Genomic DNA, 17,100 nt, shown 5'->3' with positions numbered 1-17,100 from the left:
GGACGGCGGAACCGATTTACGGCAGGTTCCTCGCCATGACGATCCGCTGGACCTGGTTCGTGCCTTCATAAATCTGCGTGATCTTCGCGTCCCGCATCATCCGCTCCACCGGATAGTCACGGGTGTACCCGTACCCCCCGAGGAGCTGGACCGCGTCGGTGGTGACCTCCATCGCGACGTCCGAGGCGAAGCACTTGGCGGCGGCGCCGAGGTAGGTGAGGTCGGCGTCGAGGCGTTCGGAGGCTGCGGCGGCCTGGTAGGTCAGGGCGCGGGCGGCGGAGATCTTCATGGACATGTCCGCGAGCATGAACTGGATGCCCTGGAAGTCGGCGATGGCCTTGCCGAACTGCTTGCGCTCCTTGACGTAGCCCTTGGCGTAGTCGAAGGCGCCCTGGGCGACCCCGAGGGCCTGGGCGGCGATGGTGATGCGGGTGTGGTCGAGGGTCTTCATCGCCGTGGCGAAACCGGTGCCCTCCTCGCCGATCATGCGGTCCGCGGGGATGCGGACGTTGTCGAAGTAGACCTCGCGGGTCGGGGACCCCTTGATGCCGAGCTTCTTCTCGGGGGCGCCGAAGGAGACGCCCTCGTCCGACTTCTCGACGACGAACGCGGAGATCCCCTTGGACCGCTGCGTGGGGTCGGTGACCGCCATGACCGTGTAGTAGTCGGAGACGCCCGCGTTGGTGATCCAGCGCTTGACGCCGTTGAGAATCCAGTGGTCGCCGTCGCGGACCGCGCGGGTCTTCATCCCGGCCGCGTCCGAACCGGCGTCCGGCTCGGAGAGGCAGTACGAGAACAGCGCGTCGCCCTTGGCCAGCGGGCCGAGGTACTTCTTCTTCAGCTCCTCGGAGCCGGAGAGGATCACCGGGAGCGAGCCGAGCTTGTTGACCGCCGGGATCAGGGAGGACGACACGCAGACGCGGGCCACCTCCTCGATGACGATGACCGTGGCCAGCGCGTCGGCGCCGCCACCGCCGTACTCCTCCGGGACGTGCACGGCGTGCAGGTCGTTCGCGACGAGGGCGTCCAGCGCCTCCTGGGGGAAGCGGGCCTCCTCGTCGACCGCGGCGGCGAACGGCGCGATCTTGGCCTCGGAGAGCGCGCGGACCGCGTCGCGGAGCATGTCGTGCTCCTCGGACGGGCGGTACAGGTCGAAATCAGCCGATCCGGCCAAGGTCATTCACTCCAGACGACGCTAATTACCGTTAAGTAACTCAAAGTTTAGGGGGCCGTCCACAGGACGGATACGTGAGGTACGCGACAAGGGGGAATCTGCCCGGTGAGGGGGGTGCGCACGCCCCGACTATGCTCAGGCAGCGCACGTCCGGCCGAACCCTGTGGAGCCCCCATGAGCCTCAAGATCACCGTGATCGGCACCGGTTACCTCGGTACGACGCACGCGGCGGCGATGGCCGAACTGGGGTTCGAGGTGCTCGGGCTCGACGTCGTGCCGGAGAAGATCGAGATGCTCCAGCGGGGCGAGGTCCCGATGTACGAGCCCGGTCTCGAAGAGCTGCTGCGCAGGCACGTCGCCGGGATCGAGGGGTCGTCCGGGCGGCTGCGGTTCACCATGGACTTCGCCGAGGTCGCGGCCTTCGGGGACGTCCACTTCGTGTGCGTCAACACGCCCCAGCGGCATGGCGAGTACGCCGCCGACATGTCGTACGTCGAGTCCGCGGTCGCCTCGCTCGCGCCGCATCTGGACCGGCCCGCGCTGGTCGTCGGGAAGTCGACGGTGCCCGTCGGGTCCGCCGAGCGGCTCGCCGCGTACCTCGCCGCGCACGCGCCCGCCGGGGCCGGTGCCGAGCTGGCCTGGAACCCCGAGTTCCTGCGGGAGGGGTTCGCCGTGCGGGACACGCTGCGGCCCGACCGGGTCGTCGTCGGGGTGCGCAGCGAGCGGGCCGAGCGGCTGCTGCGCGAGGTGTACGCGGCGCCGGTCGCCGCCGGGACGCCGTTCGTCGTGACCGACTTCCCCACCGCCGAGCTGGTCAAGACCTCCGCGAACTCGTTCCTCGCGACGAAGATCTCGTTCATCAACGCGATGGCCGAGGTGTGCGAGGCCGCCGGCGGGGACGTCGTCAAGCTCGCGGAGGCGATCGGGTACGACGACCGGATCGGGCACAAGTTCCTGCGGGCCGGGATCGGGTTCGGCGGGGGCTGCCTCCCCAAGGACATCCGCGCCTTCATGGCCCGCGCCGGTGAACTGGGCGCCGACCAGGCGCTGACCTTCCTCCGCGAGATCGACTCCATCAACATGCGGCGGCGGGGGCAGATGGTCGAGATGGCCCGCGAGGCGCTCGGCGGCGGGGCCTTCCTCGGCAAGCGGGTCGCCGTCCTCGGCGCCGCCTTCAAGCCCGACTCGGACGACGTCCGCGACTCGCCCGCCCTCAACGTCGCCGGTCAGATACACCTCCAGGGCGGGCAGGTCACCGTCTACGACCCCAAGGGCATGCCCAACGCCCGCCGCCTCTTCCCGACGCTGGCCTACGCGGACTCGGCGCTGGACGCCGTCCGCGGCGCCGACGTCGTCCTCCACCTCACGGAATGGCGAGAGTTCCGCGAACTCGACCCCGCCGCGCTGGGAGAGGTCGCCCGCGAACGCGTGATCCTGGACGGCCGCAACGCACTGGACCCGGCGGTGTGGCGCAAGGCGGGGTGGGTCTACCGGGGGATGGGGCGGCCTACGGCTTGAGGGGGCTGGGTTTTGGGGTGGGTGCGGGCCCGGTGGGTTCGGGGGTGGCCGGTGGGTGGCGGGAGGAGACGTGCGTGCGGGTGGGTGGGGGGTGTTCGCGCAGTTCCCCGCGCCCCTGAGGGGTGAGTGATGTGTGGTCGGCGCGGCTGATGGCCCCTCGCGCCGCCGCCTGAGCCGGTCAGGGCGCCAGGCCCGCCCTGTGCGCGGTCGCCAGGACGATCGCGGCCTCGGCCCGTGAAGCCGGCAAGAGGAACCTCCGCACCGCTCGGCGGGGCGCCGCCGGGGCCCGCGTCAGGCGTCCTTCGCCCGGTAGCGCCGCATCTTCGCCCGCGCCCCGCAGACCTGCATCGAGCACCAGCGGCTGCGCCCCGCGGGGCTGCGGTCGTAGTAGGCCCAGTGGCAGGTGGGGGACTCGCAGGCTTTGAGGCGGGGCCAGGTGTGGGTGAGGAGGGAGTCGGTGATGGCGGAGGCGACTCGGGAGGGGAGGGAGTGGGGGTCGGCGGGGGTGAGGTGGGCGGTGCCGTCCGGGGCGACGGCGAGGGTGAGGGGGGCCGTGGACAGGAGGTCCGTGAGGGGGGTGACCGCGCGGTGCGGGGGATGGCCGGCGTGCGCGAGGAGGACGGCACGGAGCGACTCGCGGAGTTCGCGGGCCGCCGGCAGATCGGTCACACCCAGCTCGCGCCTGATCTCCGGCCGGTCCAGCGCGTCCGCACCCGTCTCGATGTCCAGCGTGTTGACGAGGGCCTCGATGAGCGCGAGGCCCCCCGGGGCGGGGGATCTCTCAGCCACGGCCGACACTCCGGCCCTCGACGGCGGACGACTCCTGCCCCGCGGCCTCGTACGACTCCCGCGCGCGACTCTCACTCATGGCTGAACGCTAACCGCCTTCTGTGATCCCCCTTGCGACGTTACCCCCTATGGGGCAGCATCAGGTAACGCGGTTACCGCAAGGTGCCACCAACAGGTAACACTCACGGAGGAACCCCATGCCCACAGCTGCCCTCGGCACCGTCGTCCTCGACTGCCCCGACCCCCGGACACTCGCCGGCTTCTACGCCTACCTCCTCGGCGGCACGCTGGAGGGCGACGACGACTGGATCACCCTCATACTCCCCACCGGCCCGGCCCTCGCCTTCCAGCAGGCCCCCGGCCACACCGCCCCGGCCTGGCCCTCGGGCGACCACTCCCAGCAGTTCCACCTCGACCTGACCGTTTCCGACCTGGACACGGCCGAGAAGGAGGCCCTCGCGCTGGGGGCGAAACCGCTGGACGCGGAGGACAGGGAGCGGGGTTTTCGGGTGTACGCGGACCCGGCGGGGCACCCGTTCTGCCTCTGCCGGGACTGACGCCCGCGCACCCCACCCCTACGACCCCGAAGAAGTCCCCGCCTTCCGCCGGGTCCGCCGCTGCCGCTCCAGAATCCCGTTGATGATCTCGGAGTGCCGCCCCTTGAGCGCCGCGACCGGCACCTCGATGGTCGCGTACGCCTCGTGGTCGTGCTGCCGCTCCTCCACGCTGTCGGGGTCGTGCCAGCGCAGGTTCGTGCCGCCCGCCTCGATGTAGGGGATGTCCGGGACGGTCTGGAGCAGGACCCGCCCCCCGTTCGGCTTCGGCAGCTCGATCCAGAAGTGCTCGGGCGTGCCGAACGAACCGTCCATCTTGTAGTGGCACATGATCCAGCCCGCCGGATTCGCGTCGTCGATCTGGAGCCCGTGGGCCCGTACGAAGACCCGGACCGCCCGGTCCATGAGGGTCCGGATCTGGGTCTCGTCGTGCTGGGGGTCGAGATTGTCGAAGTCGATGTTCATGCCCGCGGCCGTCACGTCCCCCCGCAGCCGGTTCAGGTCCGCGCGGACGGCGGGCTCCACCTGGTCGAGTTCCCGCACGCTCTCCTCGTCGCCGAGGCTGATGAGGTAGCTCCAGTACTCGCCCCGGTCGAGCCCGCCGGAGTCCGCGGCGGCCCGCACGGCCCACTCCCAACAGGCCGCCTCCTCCGGCGTCTTGGGGATCTTCCGCCCCTTCCCGCCGGCGTACGTGTCCTCGTCGGACGCGGCGATCAGGTTCACCGCGTCCGCGGACACCTGCCCGCCGGCGTTCTCCTGCTCGTCCCGGGTCCGCTTCATCCGCTGCACGGCGGCCCCGGCCCCCTCGAAAGCCCGAGCCCCCTCCAGCCCCCGAGCCCCCTCCAGCTCCCCGCCGACAGCCCGCTGAACAGCCCCGGCACCCCCGGCACCCTCGGCGCCCCCCTCACGCACCACCCCCGGCCCCCGCATCACCCGCCGCGCGTTCGCCTCGGCCTCCCGCTCGAACCGGTCCCCCGGATCGGAGACCGACAGCCCGTTCCCGTGGTCCGTCCCGGACACCGGCCCCTGCCGCTGCTGGATGACATGCGTCAGCTCGTGCGCGAGCGTGTGCCGGTCCCCGCCCCCCTGCCCGATGACGACATGGTTCCCGGACGTGTAGGCCCGCGCCCCGATCTCCGCGGCGGACCGCCTCGCCGCGGCCCCGGTGTGCAGCCGTACGTCGGAGAAGTCCGCGTCGAGCCGCCCCTCCATGTCGCTGCGGACGGTCGGGTCCAGCGGACGCCCGCTCCCGCGCAGCACCCCGTGCACGGCGGACCGCTGCACGGCGGTCTCCTCGTCGTGCCCGCACCCCGCGCCGTGCCGGTGCCCGTCCGCCTCCCCGGCGCCCCGCAGCATCTGGACGACGGCGGCGTTCCCGATCACCGGCTGCAAGCCCAGCGGCCCGCCGGCGGCGACCGCCGGCCGTCTCGCCGCCCCCGCCGCCGGCCCCGTCACGCTCTCCCGCGCGTCATCCCGACTGCTGCGTGCTCGCACACCGGCTCCTTGCTTCCTGTGGTCGACCCTCCCTGTCTACCAGCACACGTATTCCGGACACGAGGGACGAAGGGGCAGTCCGGCTTCCCTCAGGGGCAGACCGTCACGTGATCCGGAGGGGTGCCGCACGGCACGGACGCCCGTCCGAGGGCCGGGAACGGGAAACTGGTGTCCGAAAGACGACCCCGGAAACGGCTTTCCGGATCTACCTTGGAACCCATGCTCGGGACTTCTCACTTCCGGTCCGATGTGTCGCACTCCGCCCGGATATGGAACTACTGGCTCGGCGGGATGGGCCACTATCCGGTCGACGCGGAGGTCGGTGACCACATCGTCGCGCTGGTCCCGGCGCTGCCCCGCTCCGCGGTCGCGGACCGGCGCTTCCTCGCGCGGGCCGTCCGCCATCTGGCCGGGGACATCGGCATCCGGCAGTTCCTGGACATCGGGACCGGACTGCCCATCACCGACAACACGCACGAGATCGCGCAGCGCGTGAACCCCGCCTGCCGGGTCGTCTGCGTCGACAACGACCCGCTCGTCTTCGCCCACGCGCACGCGCTGCTGACGAGCACACCGGAAGGCGCGGCCGTCTTCGTCGAGGGCGACATCCACGACCCGGAGACGATCCTGCGGAAGGCGTCCGCGACGCTCGACCTCGGCCGCCCGGTCGCCCTCACCCTCCTCGGCATCCTCAACTTCGTCCTCGACACCGACGAGGCCGCCTCGATCGTCCGCCGCCTCCTGGACGCCGTGGCCCCGGGGAGCCACATCGTCATCTCCCACCCGACGACCGAGGTCGACGGCCCGGCGATGAGCGAGGCCGTCGGCTACTGGAACGCCCAGGGCTCGGCCCCGATGGCCCTGCGCAGCCGCGCCGAGCTGATCCGCCTCTTCGAGGGCACCGAACTCCTCGACCCGGGCGTGGTGACCTGCACCCGCTGGCGCCCGGAGGGGCCGGGGGCGGACATCGGGGCGGTGACGCACTTCGCGGGGGTGGCCCGCAAGAAGTGACACGGGAGGGGCGGACCCCCAGTGCGATGACCGGACGTCCGCCCCCCTTGGGTGACTCCCCTTACGGGGTGACCGTCAGCGTCGTGCTCCCGACGTTCTTCTTCCCGTCCGCGTATGTCACGAGCGCGAGATAGACCCGCCCGGACTTCAGCCCCTTCCAGGACACCGTGGACTTCGCGAGCGCCCCCTGCTTCACCTTCTGCGAGGCCGGCGCGACACCCGCCTTCTGCTCCGGCTTGCCGTTCTTCCCGATCAGCCAGGTGTGCAGCGTGTACTTCTGGCTGCCGGAACCGGCCGGCGCGAGCGCCTGGTTGACGTAGACGTCGTAGGTGCCCGGCGCCAGGTCGGCGTGCTCGCTGTTCCCGGCGGCCGGCGAGGAGACGACGTTGCCGTCCTTGTCGACGACCCACAGGTCGACGTCGCTGCCGGCCTTGAAGTCGGACGACACGATCGCGACCCGCGCGAGAGCGGTCCCGGCGGGGACGGTCAGCGTGCTCGCGGCGGTGTGCGCGGACGGCTTGGACGGGTCGACGTCACCGGCCCCCGTGAGGGTGCCCGTCCTCGTCGTCCCGGCGTACAGCCCGTTCACGGCCGTCGTGAGGGTCCCGGCGAATCCCGCCTTCGGCGTGAGCGCGACGGACCCCTTGGCACCCCGCGCGGAGACCGAGGCCGCCGCGTTCACCTCGGCCGCCCGCAGCGCGACCACGGAGCGCACCTTGTGCTGCTTGTCGGCCCAACTGACCGACCCGAACGCCCACTTGCCGTACGCGGCGCTGGTCCGGGTGAAGGTCACCTTGTACGTCGCCGAGCGGCCCGGCAGCACGGTCAGGGTCTTCGGGGAGACCGTCGCCCTGTACCCGGCCGGGGTCTCCAGGCTCGCCGTGTAGACGCCGGTCGTGCCGGAGACGTTCGTGACCGTGCGGGTCACGGTCTGGACGCCCGCCAGGTCGCCGATCGAGATCGACGGCGTGTTCAGGTCGCTGGGGTCGGTCTTGCGCACCTGGGCGCAGACGTCGCGCCCGTCGGTCGTCACCGGCGGCTGGCCGATCGCGCAGAGGTAGGAGACCCAGTCCGCGGCCGTCGAGTTGTAGACCAGCCCGGGGTCGGCCGCGCTGTTCGGCACGACGTGCCCGGAGCCGTAGTCGAGCGGGGTGGCGACGGTGCCGCCGGCCCGCTGGATCGGCTTGCCCGCGTTGTCCTTGGTGGTCGCGGTCGTCATGAGCGCCGACTTGACCTCCATCGGCGTCCACTTCGGGTGCAGCTGACGCAGCAGCAGCGCGAGCCCGGAGACGTGCGGGGCCGACATGGACGTACCGGACATGATGCCCTGCTCGCCCGCGAAGCCGGGGGTGCCGGGGGCGACGGCCGCGACGACGTCCACGCCGGGCGCGGTGATGTCGGGCTTCAGCTGGTCGCCGCCGCTGTTCAGGTCGGGGCCCGAGGAGGAGAACCCGGCGACCACCGGGGCCTCCTGGTGCACGGACCGAGCCGCCGCGAGCGTCGCGGTGGCGCCGGCGCCGGCCGCGTACGCCTTCACGGCCTCGCCGTCCGCCTTGTTCAGGTGGACACTCGGGATCGTGTGCGCGTCGGCGATCTCCTCGTCCGTCGCGAGGGGGTTGTACAGCACCATGCCGACCCCGCCGGACGCCTTCACCTGCGCGCTCTTGTCGGTGCGGGCGCTGCCGCCGCGCGCGCAGACCACGATCGCGCCCTCGACCTTCGCCGGGTCGAGGCTGTCCGGCAGGCACTGAGCCGACTTGGCCGCGTCCCCGCCGCTCTTCGCGGCCTTCGCGCCGTCGACGAGCGGGGCGGACGGCACACCGGCACCGGCGATGCTGACGCCGCTGTAGCTCTTGCCGTCGCCGAGGGTCACCGCGCCCTGGTAGCCGATGTCGTGGCTGGAGGCGGCGACGGTCGTCACCCACGGGACGCCGTTGGAGGCGGTGCCGGGGCCGGAGTTGCCGGCCGAGGCGGAGACGAAGACGCCGGCGCGGGCCGCGTTCAGCATCGCCAGGTACTCGGGACGGCTCGCGAGCTCGGTGTTGGGGCCGCCGAGCGAGTAGTTGATGACGTCGACGCCGTCCGCGACCGCCTTCTCCATGGCGGCGACGATGTCGACGGTCCCGCAGCCGTCCGTGTAGCAGACGCGGTAGGCGGCGATCCGGGCGGCCGGGGCGATGCCGGATATCTCCGTGCCGGATATCCCGCTGTCGGGGACGCTCGCGGCGACGTCCGCGTTGCCCGCGGCGGTGCTCGCGGTGTGGGAGCCGTGCGACTCGCCGTCCAGCGGGGACGGCCAGTCGTTCTCCTTCGGGTCCGTGATGCTCTTGTTGAAGTACTGGGCGCCGATGACCTTGTTGTTGCAGGTCACGCGGTGCGCCGGGTCCTGGCCGGGGTCGCAGACGCCCTTCCACTTCGCGTCGATGACCGCCTGGTCGGGGCGGGGCTCGGGGAGCGCGGCGAAGGACGGGTTGGCGGTGTCGATGCCGGTGTCGAGGTCGCCGAGGATGACGCCCGCGCCCGCGTTCGCCTGCCCGCCGGGGATCTTCGAGTAGAGGCCGCCGGGCTTCTTCAGGCCGAGGAAGTCGGCGGTGTCGGCGGCGGGGAGGGCACCGGCCTTGGCACCGGCCTTTGCGCCGGCGCCGGTGGTCGTGGTGGCCGTGGGGTGGCTCATCACGTTCCGGGTCAGCCCGAGGACACCGGGCGTGCGGGCGAGTTCCGCCGCCTGGTTCGCCGTCAGCTTCGCGGCGAAGCCGTTGAGGAGGAGGTGGTAGCTGTAGAGCGGCTTGACGCCCTCGACCGCGTCGAGGACCTCGTCGCGCTCCTGATTCAGCTTGCGGACGTGGTCGCGGACGGCGGCGGTCGCGGTGTTCAGCCGGGTGCCGGGCTTCGCCGCGGTCGCCGGGTCGGTGGCGACGGGCTGCTCGGCGAGCTGCACGAAGTAGATGCCGGCCGAGTACGACTTCTGCGCGGCGCCGGCGACGGGCTGATCCTGCGTCGGCTGCGCGAGTGCGGGCGTGCCGGACGCCAGGACGAGGGCGCCGACGAGTGTGGGAGGAACCAGCAGGGCCGCTCTGCGGCGCCGGCCGGGGTGGTGCTGGGACAAGGTGTGCCTTCCCCCTAGGAGTGGTCGAGTCCCCCGAGTCGACCGTCATCCTGTTACGCGGGAGCTGGCGGGGAAAGCAGATAATCTTGAGAACTCAAGAGCTTCACAGGAGTTTCACAGCTCACGCGAACAGCGGCTCCAGCGCCCGCTCCAGGTCCGCCGCCTCCCGGAAGTGCACCGGCGACATCCCGAGCGCCGTCGCCGCCTCGACGTTCTCCAGCGTGTCGTCCACGAACAGGCAGCGCTCCGGGGGCACTCCGGCCGACTGGGCGGCGAGGTGGTAGATCCGCGGATCGGGCTTCGCGAGACCGACGCGCGCACTGCTGACGACGTGGTCGGCGAGGTCGGTGAGCTGCATCTCGGCGAGGTCCGCCTCCAGTTCCACCGACGCGTTGGTGACCAGCACCAGCGGGACGTGGACGCGCGCGCGGCGCAGGAGGGTGACGACGGCGTCGTCCGCCTGGAACGGGGACTCCAGGAGGGCGCGGCCGAGATCCCAGGCGGTCGACGCGTCGACCAGACCGGTCAGCCCCTCGGCGATGACGCCGACCCACTCCTGGCCGGTGATGTGGCCGAGGACCAGCGGGCGGGCGGTCTCCGGGGCGAACGCGACCTTGAACGTCGTCCCCTCCGCCAGGCCCGCCGCGCGCTCCAGGGCGTGGACGCCGGAGTTGTCGAAGCGTCGGACGACGTTGTCGACGTCGCACAGGACCGCGTCGAACGGTCTGCCGGGGGTGGCCTCACTCACTGGTGACGGTGACCTTCTCGTCGTTGTTCAGCTCCTGCACGAGCTGCTTGACCTTCGCCTTGTCCCAGACGAGGTTGCCGCCGGAGGAGCCGGAGATCGGCATGTTCATGGACGTGCCGTCGCCGCCGTTGACGCCCTTCATCGCGAAGAACATCGAGCCGAGGTCCCACAGGGACATGTCCTTGTCGACGATCAGCGAGTCCAGCCCCGCGCCCAGCGTCGGGTACAGCGCGAACGGGTTCAGGATCGTCCCCGGCGTCGCGACCTCGTGCGCCAGCGCCGCGAGGAACTTCTGCTGGTTCTTCGTCCGCTGGAGGTCGGAGGCGGCGAACGCGTGCCGGGTACGGACGAAGGCGAGCGCCTCCTCGCCGTTCAGCTTCTGCTTGCCGGCCTGGAAGTCGGCGCCGGAGTACTTGTCCTTGAACGCCTTGTCGATGGTGATCTCGACACCGCCGACCGCGTCGACGATGTTGGCGAACCCGGCGAACCCGATCTCGACGTAGTGGTCGATACGCAGCCCGGTGTTGAACTCCACGGTCCGCACGAGCAGTTCGGGACCGTCCGTGGCGTACGCGGCGTTCAGCTTGATGCGCTTGCCGGTCCCCGGGAACGTCTTGCCGGACTCCGACCCGACGAACGAGGGCAGCTCCACGTCCGAGTCGCGCGGCAGCGAGATCAGCGTGTCGCCGTTCCCCCCGACGTGCAGGATCATCATCGAGTCCGTCCGCTTCCCCTCGGCGGACCCGGTGTGCAGCTTCTTCTTCTCCTCGGCGGACATGCCCTCCCGGCTGTCCGACCCGACGATCAGATAATTCGTCCCGTCCCCGCCGGAGGGCCGGTCGATGACCTTCGACAGATCGACCTCCCGCCGAAGCTTCCCATCGGCCCAGAAGTACGTCCCAACAGTCGTGACGACAAGCACGCCGACGACGACGATGGCCCCCCACTTGACGCGCTTGCGCCAGTTGGGAGCGGGCCGCCCGCTCCCGGCACCCTGACCGCCGCCGCCACCGCCGTACACCTGGCCGGTGTTGTACCCGTCGTACCCGTCGCTCTGGGGCCCGCCCTGATCGAGGTACTGGGGCTGCCCCTGCCCCTGATACTGATCCTGGTACGACTGCCCCGGATACGACTGCTGCTGAGGCGGTACCCCGTACCCCGGCGGCGGCGGAGCCGACTGCCCGCCCCTCCGCACCTGCCGCATCACCCGAGCACCCTCGGGTTGTGCGCTCGCACTGCCGTAACCGTGACCGCCACCGGCGCCACCACGGCCACCTCGGTCGTCACCGGACCATCCCTCGGGCCAATCGTTCATACGCACAGTCTGCCGGTCGGTCCCGCACCCCATACAAGACCCGTCGGAAAATCACACCCCCCCTGTTGCCAAGCCGACACAAAGTCCCGCTTCGTTCACGGGTTCATACAGGGGGCAACGTGACGGTCGCGACAATCACCCCTGACCCCCGCATCCCACCTCGTCCCCCCGGACCACCCCCACCTCCCCCTCCCGCACCCGCACCTTCCGCACCTCGAACCCCGCCCCCGCGATCACCTTCAGCGTCGCCCCCAGCCCCTTCACGGCGCGCAGTTCGCTGCCCGGCAGCGCGACGCCGAGCGATCGTGCGGAGCGGTCCCAGCGGGGGTCGTACTGGATGACCGTGTGGGTGACGCGGGAGGCGGAGGTGACCGGCTTGCCGGTGGTGTGGAAGCCGGCCGAGGAGAGGGCGGTGTCGGCGCGCCGGCCGAGGCCGTCGGTGCCGGACCCGTTCTCGACCTGGACGCGGATCTCGGAGGGGGCGACGTCCACGACGGGGACGGCGGCGGCACGGGGGCGGGCGGTGGCGAGGGGCTTGTCGTCACGCAGCGCCTGGAAGACGCGGGCGGAGCGGACGGGGTCCCATTTGAGGGTGGAGCCGATGCCCTTGACCGCGAACCCCATCTGCCCGATGGGGACGGTCATGAACTCCGAGGACGACGGCGAGAAGTTCCGCATCGCCCGCCCGAGGTCGATCAGCTCGTCCGTCCCGAACCCCCGGTCCGCGCGCACCGACCCCAGCACCGCCCGCGTCACGTCCCGGAACCGCAGCGGGTTGAAGAGGATGCCGGAGGACGTCGTCCGGTCCACGAGGGCCGCCAGGAACCGCTGCTGCCGCTTCATCCGCCCGAGGTCGGAGGAGGCGTCGGCGTGCCGGGAGCGGACGTACTGGAGGGCCTCGCCGCCGAGCAGGGTGTGCGTGCCGGGGGAGAGGTTCAGCCCGGTGTAGGAGTCCCGCAACGGCTCCGACGTGCAGATCTTCACCCCGCCGAGAACGTCCACCGTCTTCATGAAGCTGGTGAAGTCGACCTCCATGTAGTGGTCGATCTTCACGCCCGTCATGTGCTCGACGGTCCGCACGGTCAGCTGCGGCCCGCCCTCCGCGTACGCCGCGTTGATCCGGATCGGGTGCCCCTTGTGGTGCTGCCCGGTGGTCTCGTCGGTGTGCGGCGGCGTCTCCGCGTAACTGTCGCGCGGCAGGCTGACGACGCTGGCCCGGTCCCGGTCCTCCGAGATGTGCACGATCATGATCGTGTCCGTGCAGTGGCAGGGCGCCCCGCCGAGCCGGTACTTCCGCCGCTCGTCCTCGCTGATCTTGTCCCGCCCGTCGGTCCCGACGAGCAGCACGTTCATCCCGTGCCCCGCGCGCGGCCGGTTCTTCATGTCTTTGAACGGGTCCACGCGCGCGATGTCCGCGTCCAGCGTGGCCACCACCGAGTGCCCGATCCCGGCCGAGGCCAGCACGACGACGGACAGGGTGGTCGTCAGCCGCAGCGCCCAGCGCGGACGCGTACGGCGGCGCGGCGGGCGGCGACGACGGGGGCGGGGGGAAGCGGGCATGTGGGGGACACCTCCGGGCGGCGGCCGTACGTGGGGGAGCCGTGAGCACCGTAGGCCCATACGATCTTCGGACGACGGCGGCGCGCATCGCTGTCCCCCGTTCGCGGTAACGTGAGCCCCCTATGAACGCCATGCCCCCCGCTGTGTCCGTGATCATGCCGGTCCTCAACGAGGAGCGGCACCTGCGTGGCGCCGTCGAGGCGATCCTCGCCCAGGCCTACGACGGTGAGATGGAGGTCGTGATCGCCCTCGGCCCCTCCCAGGACCGTACGGACGAGATCGCGGCCCAGCTCGTCGCCGAAACCGCGTCGAACAAGAACAAGCGCGTGCACACGGTCCCGAACCCGACCGGCCGCACCCCCGCCGCGCTGAACGCCGCGATCAAGGCGTCCCGCCACCCGATCGTCGTCCGCGTCGACGGCCACGGCATGCTCTCCCCGAACTACATCGCCACCGCCGTCCGCCTGCTGGCGGAGACCGGCGCGCAGAACGTCGGCGGGATCATGCACGCCGAGGGCGAGAACGACTGGGAGCGCGCCGTCGCCGCCGCGATGACGTCGAAGATCGGCGTGGGCAACGCGGCGTTCCACACGGGCGGTCAGGCGGGCCCGGCGGAGACGGTCTACCTCGGCGTCTTCCGCCGCGAGGCCCTGGAGCAACAGGGCGGCTACAACGAGGAGTTCATCCGCGCCCAGGACTGGGAGCTGAACTTCCGCATCCGCGAGGCGGGCGGCCTGATCTGGTTCTCGCCGGAGCTGAGGGTGTCGTACCGCCCCCGCCCGTCGGTCAAGGCGCTGGCCAAGCAGTACAAGGACTACGGCCGTTGGCGGCACGTCGTCGCCCGCTACCACGCCGGTTCCATCAATCTCCGGTACCTGGCGCCGCCCACGGCCGTCGTCGCGATCGCCCTCGGCGTCGTGCTGGGCGCCCTCGTCACCCCGTACGCCCTCGCGGTCCCCGGCGCCTACCTCGCGGCGATCGTTGCCGGGTCGCTGCCCGCCGGGAAGGGGCTCGGGCTCAAGGCCCGCGCGCAGATCCCGGTCGCCCTCGCCACCATGCACATGTGCTGGGGCCTCGGCTTCCTGACCAGCCCCAAATCGCTGGCCAGGAAGGTCATCGCGTCCCGCCGACCGGCGGTCCTCACCAGCTGAACGACGGGTCCACGTGCATGCACTGGCTCGTGTCCGCCGCGTTGATCGCCTGGGCCGTGTCCGGCGCGGTGTTGTCCACCGGCTCGGCCTTCGGCGCCTGGTACGTCGTCCCCGTCCGCCAGTCCGCCCCGACGACCAGCGTCACACCGGAGACGTCGGTGGACTTCTGTACGGCGCTCGCGGGGATGCCCAGCGCCTGCGCGATCCGCAGCGCGTTGCCCTGGAGGTCGGCGCTCGGGTAGCGGACGACGGTCGTCGGCTCGGAGGTCGCGGCGGACGGGTCGGCCACGGCCTGCGTGAACCCCTTCGACGTCAGCGTCTGCGTGACCGCCGTGGCCCGGCCCCGGACGGAGCCCAGCATGTCGGTACGGGTGCCGTTGTGGACCTGCACCGCGATCTGGCCGTCGGGGGAGGAGACGGGGGTGACGGCGGGGGCGCTCGGACTCGGGCTCGCGCTCTGGCTCGGTGAGCCGCTCGCCTTCGCCGTGTCCTTGCCGTCCAGCGCGATGTCCTCGCGGACCAGGCGGAACAGCTTGTCCGCGTCCTCCGTCGGCTCGACGCGGGCGCCGACGTACCGGTTCGGCATCGTCGTCATCGTGATCCGGTCGGTCGGGACCTTCTGGAGCTCCGTCGCCAGGTCGTACATCTTCGTGATGCTGTCCAGGCCGGTGTCCACGGTGATCGCGCTCGTCGCGGCCTCCGCGAGCTTGCGCAGCGTGTTCGGGTTCGTCAGCTTCGCGTTCGAGCGCAGCTCGCGGACCATCGAGTTCATGTACATGTGCTGCGCCTTGGCCCGGCCGAGGTCACTGCCGTCCTCGAAGCCGTAGCGGGTCCGCAGCCACTGCAACGCCTGCTGCCCCTTCACGGAGTGCGTGCCCTCGGGAAGCTTCAGCCCCGAGCCCTTGCCGGTCGAGGTGTGCGAGTAGACGTTCGCGTCCACACAGACGGGTACGCCGCCGACCGCGTCCGCCATCGATACGACGCCGGCGAAGTCGATCATCATGAAGTGGTCGATGTGGATGTCGGTGAGCTTCTCCCAGGTCGCGACGGTGCAGCCGGGCCCGCCTCGCCCGAGTGACTCGTTGGTCATCGCCCGCGTACTGGCCTCGTACGTCTTCTTGCCATCAGGATCGGAACACTTGGGGATGTCCAGCAGCGTGTCCCTCGGCATGCTCACCACCGACATGTTGCTCCGGTCCGCCGACACGTGCAGCAGCATCTGCACGTCCGCCAGCGGCGGCCCCCCGAACGTGTCCTTCGCCCCGCCCAGCTTCTGGTTCTCCGCCGTGTCCCGCGCGTCCGACCCGATCAGCAGGATGTTCAACGCGCGTTGCCCTGCGGCGTTGGCCTTCGTCGTCGCGGCTCTGTCCTTGGCATCGCCCAGATTCAGATCCTCGCTGCGGATGTTGCCGTTCAGGTACTGGTAGTACAGGTAGCCCGCGCCGGCGGTGCCGAGTATGACGACGGCGAGCACGCTGGCGGACCAGCGAAGTATCCGCCGCCGCCGGGTCCGGCGCTTGGAGGTGGGGGGCGGGTCGGCGGGGGTGGACTTGCTGGGCGGTACGGCTTTGGCGACGGCGGAGGCCACGGGGGCGCCCTTGCCGGAGACCGCCTCGGCGTCGGGGGCGTCGGTTTCGGCCGAGGCGTTCTTGGAGGAGGGGGCCTTGGCCGAGGTGTTCTTGGAGGTGGCGCCCTTGGAGCCGGCGTTCTGGGCCGAGGTGCTCTTGGAGGCGGTGTTCTCGGAGGTGGCGTTCTCTGAGGAGGCGTCCTTGGCCGGGGCGTTCTCGGAGGTGGCACCCTTGGCCGAGGCGTGTTCGGAGGAGGCATCCTCGGGAGACACCTCAGCCCCGGACACCTCCGCGGCGGACTCCTTCCCGGCGGACCCCTTCCCCCCGGACTCCCCTTCGGAAGACGTCTCCTCCGCGGACGCCCCTCCGGCGATGCCCTCGGCGACAGCCGCCTTCTCCGACGGCGTCTCCTCCGCGGACGCCTCCCCCTCTACCGCACTGCTCTGCGCCATCCCCTGCCCTCCCCGGCCCGAGACCACCCCGAGCCCGCCCGACCCGGTGCGTCGCCCGCGTCACCTTCTGAGACACACGGGAGCGCCCGCGCGTTGTACAAGACGGCCGACAGCGCCCCGGGTTCCCACCCCTGGCGACACCACGACCCTTTTACCGTTCTCTTACCGAGAGCATGGGCGAACCCCACGCCCACACAGCTCCCGGGCAAACCGACGGATCACGGACCGACCGACCGCACCGGCCGAGACCCCGCCGAAGCCGGCGGCTCCGGACCTCCAGTTCCCCCGGTGCCAAGCCCAAGCCGCCAGCCTCCGCACCCCGCCCGTGCCAACACTTTCCGACACGAGCACGACACGACCCCGTCCGCAGCCCCGCCACCTGGGAACGGCACCTGGGCGGACCTGGGAACGGCACCCGAGCGAACCCGGGCGGACCCGGGAACGGCACCTGGGCGGACCCGGGAACGGCACCCGGGCGGACCCGGGAACGGACACCCGAGCAGCACCTGAGAGCACCCGAGAACGGCACCCGGAAACACCCCCCCCCGCCCCACACACCCCGGCCCCCCCCCCCCCCCCCCGGCCGGGGATTTTGGGCGTGGGCCACCGGGGCGGTACCCCGGCCGGGGGGCAGGGGGGGGGGCCCCCCCGCTGGGGTGG

General features: G+C 71.4%; 12 protein-coding genes. 4 read left to right on the top strand and 8 right to left on the bottom strand.

All coding sequences use genetic code 11. The features are described from left to right. Nucleotides 1-16 precede the first annotated feature (16 nt). Complete coding sequence (locus tag ABZX85_RS40725; RefSeq protein WP_355880991.1) at nt 17-1,180, bottom strand: acyl-CoA dehydrogenase family protein; 1,164 nt, start codon at nt 1,178-1,180, stop codon at nt 17-19. 168 nt (nt 1,181-1,348) lie between these two features. On the opposite strand from ABZX85_RS40725, the gene ABZX85_RS40720 reads away from it, so the two are divergent. Next, entirely contained in the window at nt 1,349-2,692 is a 1,344-nt protein-coding gene (locus ABZX85_RS40720) for a UDP-glucose/GDP-mannose dehydrogenase family protein (RefSeq protein ID WP_355880988.1), read from the top strand. Nucleotides 2,693-2,983: 291 nt separating this feature from the next. Here the strand turns inward: ABZX85_RS40720 and ABZX85_RS40715 are convergent, their stop codons facing one another. Then, complete coding sequence (locus tag ABZX85_RS40715) at nt 2,984-3,481, bottom strand: CGNR zinc finger domain-containing protein (protein WP_355880986.1); 498 nt, start codon at nt 3,479-3,481, stop codon at nt 2,984-2,986. A 197-nt stretch (nt 3,482-3,678) separates the two neighbouring features. Between ABZX85_RS40715 and ABZX85_RS40710 the strand changes: the two genes are divergently transcribed. Beyond that, a complete protein-coding gene (locus tag ABZX85_RS40710; protein ID WP_355880979.1) occupies nt 3,679-4,038 on the top strand; it encodes a VOC family protein in 360 nt (119 codons plus the stop codon). Nucleotides 4,039-4,056: 18 nt separating this feature from the next. Here ABZX85_RS40710 and ABZX85_RS40705 read toward each other — a convergent pair whose 3' ends face one another. Next, the gene (locus ABZX85_RS40705; protein ID WP_355881280.1) at nt 4,057-5,490 is read right to left on the bottom strand and encodes a DUF4157 domain-containing protein; all 1,434 of its coding nucleotides are present in this window, start codon (nt 5,488-5,490) and stop codon (nt 4,057-4,059) included. A 258-nt stretch (nt 5,491-5,748) separates the two neighbouring features. Between ABZX85_RS40705 and ABZX85_RS40700 the strand changes: the two genes are divergently transcribed. After that, complete coding sequence (locus ABZX85_RS40700; RefSeq protein WP_355880977.1) at nt 5,749-6,540, top strand: SAM-dependent methyltransferase; 792 nt, start codon at nt 5,749-5,751, stop codon at nt 6,538-6,540. A gap of 61 nt (nt 6,541-6,601) precedes the next feature. On the opposite strand, the gene ABZX85_RS40695 is transcribed toward ABZX85_RS40700, so the two are convergent. The 4 genes from ABZX85_RS40695 to ABZX85_RS40680 form a co-directional block, all read right to left on the bottom strand. Further along, entirely contained in the window at nt 6,602-9,646 is a 3,045-nt protein-coding gene (locus ABZX85_RS40695; protein ID WP_355880976.1) for a S8 family serine peptidase, read from the bottom strand. 121 nt (nt 9,647-9,767) lie between these two features. Beyond that, nucleotides 9,768-10,394: an HAD-IA family hydrolase gene (locus tag ABZX85_RS40690; protein WP_355880974.1), complete on the bottom strand. Its 627-nt coding sequence runs from the start codon at nt 10,392-10,394 to the stop codon at nt 9,768-9,770. Beyond that, the gene (locus tag ABZX85_RS40685; RefSeq protein WP_355880972.1) at nt 10,387-11,709 is read right to left on the bottom strand and encodes an LCP family protein; all 1,323 of its coding nucleotides are present in this window, start codon (nt 11,707-11,709) and stop codon (nt 10,387-10,389) included. The genes ABZX85_RS40690 and ABZX85_RS40685 overlap by 8 nt, the downstream gene beginning before the upstream one ends. A 135-nt stretch (nt 11,710-11,844) precedes the next feature. Next, entirely contained in the window at nt 11,845-13,269 is a 1,425-nt protein-coding gene (locus ABZX85_RS40680) for an LCP family protein (RefSeq protein WP_355880970.1), read from the bottom strand. A 122-nt stretch (nt 13,270-13,391) separates the two neighbouring features. Between ABZX85_RS40680 and ABZX85_RS40675 the strand changes: the two genes are divergently transcribed. Beyond that, nucleotides 13,392-14,420, top strand: a complete 1,029-nt coding sequence (locus ABZX85_RS40675) for a glycosyltransferase family 2 protein (protein WP_355880969.1) — start codon at nt 13,392-13,394, stop codon at nt 14,418-14,420. On the opposite strand, the gene ABZX85_RS40670 is transcribed toward ABZX85_RS40675, so the two are convergent. Further along, nucleotides 14,410-16,440: an LCP family protein gene (locus ABZX85_RS40670; protein ID WP_355880967.1), complete on the bottom strand. Its 2,031-nt coding sequence runs from the start codon at nt 16,438-16,440 to the stop codon at nt 14,410-14,412. The genes ABZX85_RS40675 and ABZX85_RS40670 overlap by 11 nt on opposite strands. Between the last annotated feature and the right edge of the window lie 660 nt (nt 16,441-17,100).

The organism is Streptomyces sp. NPDC004539, from assembly GCF_040610055.1.
In the GTDB taxonomy this organism is placed as follows: Bacteria; Actinomycetota; Actinomycetes; order Streptomycetales; family Streptomycetaceae; genus Streptomyces.
Note: the sequence above shows the minus strand (reverse complement) of the source record. Positions and strands in the feature narration are given on the sequence as shown.